General features: G+C 65.3%; 11 protein-coding genes. All 11 read left to right on the top strand.

Translation table 11 applies throughout. From position 1 onward, the window contains the following. Window positions 1-424, top strand: a 424-nt coding sequence (locus WC683_18535; protein ID MFA4974607.1) for a hypothetical protein, incomplete at its 5' end; no start/stop codon positions are given. Between the two features lie 5 nt (window positions 425-429). Next, window positions 430-891, top strand: coding sequence for a hypothetical protein (locus WC683_18530; GenBank protein ID MFA4974606.1), 462 nt, complete (start codon window positions 430-432; stop codon window positions 889-891). Further along, on the top strand, window positions 891-1139 hold the full coding sequence (locus tag WC683_18525) for a hypothetical protein (protein ID MFA4974605.1): 249 nt from the start codon (window positions 891-893) through the stop codon (window positions 1137-1139). Before WC683_18530 ends, WC683_18525 begins: the two co-directional genes overlap by 1 nt. A 25-nt stretch (window positions 1140-1164) precedes the next feature. Next, the gene (locus WC683_18520; protein MFA4974604.1) at window positions 1165-1590 is read left to right on the top strand and encodes a hypothetical protein; all 426 of its coding nucleotides are present in this window, start codon (window positions 1165-1167) and stop codon (window positions 1588-1590) included. 10 nt (window positions 1591-1600) lie between these two features. After that, on the top strand, window positions 1601-2800 hold the full coding sequence (locus tag WC683_18515) for a hypothetical protein (protein MFA4974603.1): 1200 nt from the start codon (window positions 1601-1603) through the stop codon (window positions 2798-2800). Next, window positions 2800-3111: a hypothetical protein gene (locus tag WC683_18510; GenBank protein ID MFA4974602.1), complete on the top strand. Its 312-nt coding sequence runs from the start codon at window positions 2800-2802 to the stop codon at window positions 3109-3111. The genes WC683_18515 and WC683_18510 overlap by 1 nt, the downstream gene beginning before the upstream one ends. A 4-nt stretch (window positions 3112-3115) precedes the next feature. Further along, window positions 3116-3415 (top strand): hypothetical protein, encoded by a 300-nt coding sequence (locus tag WC683_18505; GenBank protein ID MFA4974601.1) that lies wholly within the window; start codon window positions 3116-3118, stop codon window positions 3413-3415. Then, complete coding sequence (locus WC683_18500) at window positions 3412-4623, top strand: hypothetical protein (GenBank protein MFA4974600.1); 1212 nt, start codon at window positions 3412-3414, stop codon at window positions 4621-4623. Before WC683_18505 ends, WC683_18500 begins: the two co-directional genes overlap by 4 nt. A 48-nt stretch (window positions 4624-4671) precedes the next feature. Then, entirely contained in the window at window positions 4672-5331 is a 660-nt protein-coding gene (locus WC683_18495) for a hypothetical protein (protein MFA4974599.1), read from the top strand. Window positions 5332-5366: 35 nt separating this feature from the next. Then, window positions 5367-6539, top strand: a complete 1173-nt coding sequence (locus WC683_18490) for a hypothetical protein (GenBank protein ID MFA4974598.1) — start codon at window positions 5367-5369, stop codon at window positions 6537-6539. Between the two features lie 33 nt (window positions 6540-6572). Next, window positions 6573-7252: hypothetical protein (locus WC683_18485; GenBank protein MFA4974597.1), on the top strand; the 680-nt coding region annotated here is incomplete at its 3' end.

The raw sequence follows: 7252 nt of genomic DNA, 5'->3' as shown, positions 1-7252 counted from the left end.
GCTCACCTACCAAGCCATCGACAAGCTGGCGGCGGTGGTCATCCCGCAGGCGGAGATGAACCGCGTGTTCACGGAGTACGGCGGCAACACCGCGTTGATGCTCGGGCCGATGGCGGAAGCGCTCAAGGCTCGCGGCTACGAGACGCTGATGGTGCTGCCCGCGCAAGCTGCCATCGTCGAGCTTGTGGAGGTGCCGGCGAACGAGGCCACGCTCGGCAATGCCCCGACGTGGGGGGAGATATTCGACCAAGCGCGCGCGGCTGAGCTGGAGAGCGCAAAGCTGCTGCTGGAAGCCGCCGACACGCTCAAGCGCCTCACGCTGTTCCTGCGCAGCACGATGGCGCGCGAGGAAGCAGCGGCGATGCTGCCGCACGTCGAACAACTAGGACGCAGGCTTGCCGAGCACTACGTCAGCAAGGGGTGAGCAGAATGGGACGACGACCACTGGTGGAAGCGATGCTGTCACAGGAGCCCGCGGAAGACAGGAAGCCTGCGCCGATTCCTGCCCGCGCTCAGCTCGACCTGTTCGCGCCCGCGTTAACCCGGGTTAACGCGGAGCCGGTCGGGCTCTCCCGCATGACGTGGCGCGACCACGTGGCGGGGTTGCACGAGACGGCGACCGCTGCTGAGCTGCCCGCGTGGAAGCTGCGGTTTGCGAAGGACGACTACGTGCTGCTGCGACAAGCGCGTAGCGGTGCGCCGAAGGTATCTGCCGTCGTGACGTTCGGAACGAACTTCCCGAAGGACTTCGCGCTCCCTGTGTTGGTGCAGGTGCGCGTGTACCTGGACGGCGAGTTCGCCGAGGAGACGATGGTGCCTGCGACCGCCATCGAGCAGCACCTCGACAGCCGTGCCCGGGACATCCTGCTCGAAAAGGAGCTGAAGTTCTGATGGACAAGCTGTATCGCAAGGGTGACGTGGTGCGCGACGGGGCAGGGAAGTTTGTTGCCGTGTGGATGCGCAAGGCGTGGTACGTGGTGCGCGGCGGGGAGTTCGCTACCGCGGAATCGCACGACGCGCTCAAGTACGCCCGCGCGTTGCCGTACGAAGCGGACGGGGCTGAGCACGACGTGAGCTGGAAGATCCGGCTCATTGACCGGCTCGGGATCATTCGCTCGCTCGGCCGCAACAGAACCTGATAGACTCGACGGCAAGGAGACGAACATGCGGCTAGCACGCGAGCAGATAGAGCGGGTCCAGACGTACAAGGCGACGTGGGTGCATCCCGATGGTGTAGCGTGGAAGACGCTCGGCACGTTGCTCATTCCTGGCACCGATGAATCGGTCAGCGTGCACGTCAAGGCACGCATGAAGCTTGCGGGCAGCACCACCGGGATGGTGACGCACCGGGTGCTGCCCCTGACAATCGACGACGCGGGCGGGCCGATTGTGTTCGTCATCGTCGGCGTGCCGCTGATGACGCAAGGACCGGGCGAGACCATCATGTACCAGACGGACCTAGCGGGGGCTGACCTCCAGTTCGTTTGCAGCGTGGTGGGGGCGAACGTCCAGGTGCTTGTGCAGTTGCGGTGGCCCGCGCTCGTGGGCGGGCAATCGTTGGAAGTTGGCGCAGAGCTTTGGTGGGAATAGGGGTTGAGCGATGGCACACCCGTACACGGCAGACATGGTCGAATACAAGAGCAACGGCATTACGATGGACATCGTGGTGCCGACCATCACCAAGCTCATCAACGTTGCAGCTGTTGCCAAGGAAGGCGACCGGTGCTGGGTCATCGAGTGCGGGATGTGGTTCACGCGCCGCACCATCGTGCTCACGGACGCGAGCACGGCAGCGCGCTGGGTTCCCGACGACCCGCGCTTCGGCAACAACAACATGCAGCCGGGCGCGGGCGGGGTGCCGTGCGGCGGGGTAACGGCAGAAGGCGTGTGGGTCGTCACCACGACGACCACGCTGGTTGAAGCCGATTTCAACCAGACGTACAACGTGTTGGAGTTGCAGTTCGATACGGGGGGTGGCTCCATCGTTATCGATGCGCCCGCGTTCGCCAATCACCCCAACTTCTTTCGTATCGCGTGCGCCAAGCTCAGCAAGACCGCGGACGCGAACAACGCTACCGTGTCGCTACAGGGCATGGGATACCCGGGCGGCACGGGAGGCATTCACGGCGGGGCGGCACCAACCGCGGGGGTGGGGCCTGCGGCGCATGGGCAGTTCTACTTGCTCGCACGCGGCGGAGGCGGCGGCAGCGGTGGGGAGAGTGGCGCGTCTCCGGGCATCGCGGGCGCGGACAGCGTGCACATGCTGGACGACATGCTGTGGACAGGCAGCGCGAGCACCAACGCGCTCGGCGCGATTCCGAGCGGGGTGAACGGTGGGGTGCCGAATGCGCTCGCTCCTGCGTACCCGGTTGAGGTATTCCGCCACGGCCCTGACCACCTCGTGGGGATGAACCCGGCGGCGGGCGGCGGTGGCGGAGGTGGCAACGGCGACATCGGCGGCAAGGGCGGTGCGGGCGGCGAAGGTGGTGGGTTGGTGATGATCGATGCTGCGTGCGTGTACGTTCCGCAAGGTACGCTGTTCCTGTACGCGATAGGAGCGAACGGGGTTGACGGCGTGGCGGCGGCTCCCGCCAGCGGCGGCGGCGGGGGTGCAGGCGGTGGCGGTGGCGGGGGCGGCTTCCTTCGTCTGAGGTACCGGCGCAAGGACATCGCGGGCACCCTCACGCTCGGCGCGAACTACGGCAACGGTGGCAACGGTGGGGCGGGGGATGGGGCAGGCAAGGCGGGTGGCAACGGCGGGGAAGGGATGGCCGGGTTCGCAGAGCAAGTCTTCGTCTGATGCCGAGGCGGGCGCACATAGGCGGGGTGCCGCGCGATCAGCTGCCCGATATGGCGGACCCGCGCTGGGACAAGTGGAGCGACGGGGTGCGGATGCTGATCGAGCGCACCCCGGTCGGCTGGGACGACCTTCGCCTGTACGCCGAGGTGGCGCGCACCAGCACGATGGCGGTGCGCAACATCATCGGGTGGCTGGAGGAGCGCGGCTACGCGGTGAGCTTTTATGCGCGCAAGCGCATGGTGTGGTGCGGTTGCGCGACCCCGTGTGCCGTCCCTAGACGCGGCTGTCCAAAGGCGCACCGCGCATTATGAGGGTATGGGAAACGAGACACCTAAGGACGGGCAGTGGCCTAGCGACGCAAGCGAGCAGGGCTACATCCAGGGAAGGCGTGCGGCGCTGATCGGGATGGCGAGACACTTCATCCACGAGCTAGGTGATTTGCAGTCAAGCATGCCGTTCCTCAACTGGTACGCAGAGCGGGAGGAGATCGTAGCTTGCTTGCGACGGATATGCGAAGCCCACGGCGACAACGATTGGCCGGACGAGCTGCGCTTGGTGGACGTGCTGGAGAAGCATTTGGAAAGACACTTGCAGGACAAGGAGGGTTCGACATGAAGGACAGGTGTGTAGGTTTTGTAACTGTTGATGAAGCGGGGGAAGCGCATGTAGACCGTTACCCGTTCCGGGAAGGACCAACGTTGTTCTCAAGCATGCCTCAAGCTAAGGGCGTGGGGTTCGGGAACGTGCTGCGCGAGGTCGTGGTGATGGACGTAGCCACCGCCACCGAGCTGGAGGAGAAGGCGAAGATGTTGGGCGTGTTGCAGGAGAAGGTGAAGCGGGGCGGGGACTACGCCGTGAAGTGTATGAACGTTGTCGTGCTCGCGAACGAGGAAGGTAAGGTGTTCAGCAGTGGGAAGGGAGCACAGCTGGAAGCGTACCGGCACACCGAGGACGCTGTGAAGCACCTACGGGAGGTCACCAACGACAAGGAACCTGGAAAGGTGCAGGTACTCGGCGCTGTACTGATCGACATGCTGGAGTGGATGGACCTTCAGGAAAAGGCACGGGAATGCCTCACGGACGAGGCACGCGCCAAGCTCGATGCCTACGACGCCATCGCGAGGATGTGCGTCGCCCCGGGCACGGTCCCGGACCCCGAGAACGTGGTGCAGTGGGTGAGTGACTGGAAGGACGCCAAAGGCAAGAGCATCGAGATCGGCAACATGCTTAACGCCGCCGGGTACCTGCCGGGGGTGGCAGGCATCGCGTCGAGCGTGCGTAGCCTCATCGGCAACGCCAAGTTCGCCGCTGACCTCCGTGCCACGCTGAACACGCTCGGGTGTGACGACGGTGTGAACGTTGCGGAGTGGCTCACTGACACCGTGCGCGGGTCCAACAGGTTCGCGCAGATCGAGACCATCAGTAGGCTGCACGGGTGGGAAGATAGCCGTTGCAACTTGCCTGATTGGTTGGGCACCAAGCTGACCAACGCCAAAGCCATGGAGGAAGCCCGCGCGGTGCTTGACAAGGAAGGGTACGCAAGGCTGGGGTCGTTCGCCGGACTTGTAGGGGAGCTAGTGAGGGAAGCGAAAGCGGGACGGCGGTTGGCCGATGCGAAAGTGACCGAACCAGTTGTCGGGGCAAAGTGGACCGAGCACACAAGCCCTGCTGCTGATTGCAGCGATCGCGACGCCGCCGTCAAGCGCATCACTGACACCATCGCGCGGCTCACCAAGCAGGCGCGCGGCGACCCCAACAACTCCGCCACCTACTACCAGACCATCGCCACGCTCGAAACCGTCCTCGCCACCTACCTGCACTGATCCCATAACCGCGCTATCCTCACAGCTCGCCTGGAGGAACTACCACCCGTGTCACCATCCGAACCGCCCAAGGACAAGCCGCCCCTGCGCATCGTGCGCCCCGGCGACCAACCACCCAACCACCGCGTCAACAAGGCGCAGCGCTCTCAGCTGCTCAGCGTCGTCGAGCAGCTCTACCTCGACGGCAACCGCTTGGGCCAGATCGTCGAGGTTCTCCGCCAAGCCGAGCAGAAGGGCTCCCTCCCGCATGTCTCGCTCTCCACCATCCGCACCCTCCTCAACGAGTCCATCGCCCTCATCGAACGCGACTCACAAACCTCCCTGCTCCAGAACCGACAGCGCTTCGTCAACCGCCAGTACCGCCACATGCGCGAGGCCCGCAAGGCCGCAATCGGCGATCCGGCGCACGGAATCGCGCCCCGCCCAGCAGCTTGGGCGGCCGTTCGCGGCTTCGAGGACAACATCGCTCGCGCCCAAGGGCTCTACGCCCCAGACCACCTCAAAATTTCGTTCGCTCAGAGTGAGAATATAGCGAGAATGATAGGGGATTTGAGCGATGACGAGGTCTCGCGCATCGCCGCGTTGCAGGGCGAGGTGCAGCGCAAGGCGCGGCTGTACGAGGTGGCCATCGACACGGCGGGTGAGCCGGTGCCGCGCGAGGAGTCGCCAGCGCTGCCCGAGCGCACGGGCGGCAGCGACCCGCGTTAACCCGGGTTAACGCGGTGGCCGCGCATTATGGGTTTATGGACAAGCCCACCTACGAACAACTGACCGAAGACTTGGCGGCGTGGATTGCGTGTGCGCGCCGATGGGAACTCAAAGCCATTGGATATGCGGCATGTGTTGCGTCACAAGAGGCAACTCCTCACCTACCGCAGCCGTGCCCGTCTTGTGCCGCCGCCCTCGCCGCCCAGCGCAAGGCCGAGGCCGATCTGGCCGCACTGCGAGCGATCCAGTCCATGCTGAGCGCGCGGCACGTGGCAGATGACAACGCGCGCCGCCGCATGATGCAGGACGCAATCGGAGCCAAGGAAGCCCAGCGCAAGGCCGAGCAGGAGCGGGACTGCTGGCTGGAAACCGCACGGGAGGAGAGCCGCAACCGCGACTACTACCGGGGACTCGTTCAGCAGATCGGCGGCATGTTTGGTGTTGCCGCGCGCACGCAAGACGACGGCGGAATCGTCGAAGATGTGCTGTGCGCGAAGGTGCCAGAGCTGGTAGAGGCGTTGAAGCGGGAGGCAAATGAAGCCAACGGCATGTTGCAGGCCATAGCAGATGAGCATCGGCAGATCGACGTTGGTATGAGCCTTCAGGATGCCGCATTGCTGGTAGCAGCCCGCGTGAAGAAGTCCGAGCAGGAGCGGGACACCTGGAAGCGCACGAGCGACACACTGAAGACGGGACTTCGTGCGCAGATCGATACCACCACAGCAGCGCTAAGGGAATGCGAGCAGATGCGCGCGGTGGTGGAGTTGTCCGCGAAGGTTGCCCCTACTGACACGGGGCACGGCCTTGTGAACTACGACCGAAACAACAGCCAAGACGAGAACCGCCTTGTGAGCCAGTGGTTCGATGCGGTTGCGGCGTACCGCAATGCCGCCCTCCCCGCTTGCCCCGGCCCTGAGGCGAAGGCGCGTTCGTGTGAGACATGCATTCCTGCTGACAACGGCGCGACGTGTCCCTACCGTCATGTGTGCATCCCCTACGGTTATCGGCACTGGGTGGATCCATCTTCGTGCAAGTCCGACTCCGCCCTGTACGGCAACGCCCCGTCGCACCCCGACCCGCGCGATCCGGTGGCCGAGACCACGGCGCGGTGCGGCGCTTCATTCGCGGGTCTGCCGTGCGTGCTCGACGCTGGTCATTCGGGGCAGCACATGGGTGCGAAACCGGGAAATGGATCTGATCATGCCTGACGCATTGTTGGTCTGTCTGTCGGTCGCCTTCCCGTGGCTGTGCTGCATCGCCGCCATGCTCGGAAGCACCGCATACGAGGCAGCGGTCGCGCGGGTACGCAGTGGCAAGCAGCGCCCGGCGGGAGAGGGAGGCTCGAAATGATCCTCGCGTGGCATTTCTGCAAGGTCCACCGCTTCGCCGCCGTGTTGCGCGACGGCACAACGATCGTGCCTGCCGTGATGACGCACACCGGCCCGCTGGTACTGTGCAAATCGGGACTGCACGCGAGCGAGCGCGCTATCGACGCCCTCTCGTATGCCCCGGGTCCGATCGTGTGCCGCGTCGAGTGCGACGGCGCGATCGTGCGCGGCGACGACAAGCTGGTCTGCACCGTGCGCCGCGTGTTGTGGAAGGCGCATTCGGTGCGAGCGCTGAAACTGTGGGCGTGCGACTGTGCAGAGCGCGCGTTGTTGCGTGAGCGAGAGCACGGACGCGAACCTGACCCGCGATCGTGGCGCGGCATCGAGGTGCAGCGCGCTTACATCGACGGACGCGCGACGCGCGACGAACTGAAACAGGCTGAAGCGGACGCAAACGCCGCCAGGGACGCCGCCTGGGACGCCGCCAGGGCCGCCGCCGGGGCCGCCGCCTGGGACGCCGCCAGGGCCGCCGCCAGGGACGCCGCCAGGGCCGCCGCCAGGGCCGAGTTCAACACCCTACTCACCAAGCGTGT

The sequence above is a fragment of the bacterium genome (assembly GCA_041648665.1).
In the GTDB taxonomy this organism is placed as follows: Bacteria; UBA10199; UBA10199; order 2-02-FULL-44-16; family JAAZCA01; genus JAFGMW01.
Note: the sequence above shows the minus strand (reverse complement) of the source record. Positions and strands in the feature narration are given on the sequence as shown.

What these genes read in the sequence shown, in the direction of transcription:
- WC683_18525 (MFA4974605.1), top strand. Translation starts at nt 891, where the DNA reads ATGGACAAGCTGTATCGCAAGGGTGACGTGGTGCGCGACGGGGCAGGG.
- WC683_18530 (MFA4974606.1), top strand. Translation starts at nt 430, where the DNA reads ATGGGACGACGACCACTGGTGGAAGCGATGCTGTCACAGGAGCCCGCG.
- WC683_18505 (MFA4974601.1), top strand. Translation starts at nt 3,116, where the DNA reads ATGGGAAACGAGACACCTAAGGACGGGCAGTGGCCTAGCGACGCAAGC.
- WC683_18515 (MFA4974603.1), top strand. Translation starts at nt 1,601, where the DNA reads ATGGCACACCCGTACACGGCAGACATGGTCGAATACAAGAGCAACGGC.
- WC683_18500 (MFA4974600.1), top strand. Translation starts at nt 3,412, where the DNA reads ATGAAGGACAGGTGTGTAGGTTTTGTAACTGTTGATGAAGCGGGGGAA.
- WC683_18520 (MFA4974604.1), top strand. Translation starts at nt 1,165, where the DNA reads ATGCGGCTAGCACGCGAGCAGATAGAGCGGGTCCAGACGTACAAGGCG.
- WC683_18490 (MFA4974598.1), top strand. Translation starts at nt 5,367, where the DNA reads ATGGACAAGCCCACCTACGAACAACTGACCGAAGACTTGGCGGCGTGG.
- WC683_18510 (MFA4974602.1), top strand. Translation starts at nt 2,800, where the DNA reads ATGCCGAGGCGGGCGCACATAGGCGGGGTGCCGCGCGATCAGCTGCCC.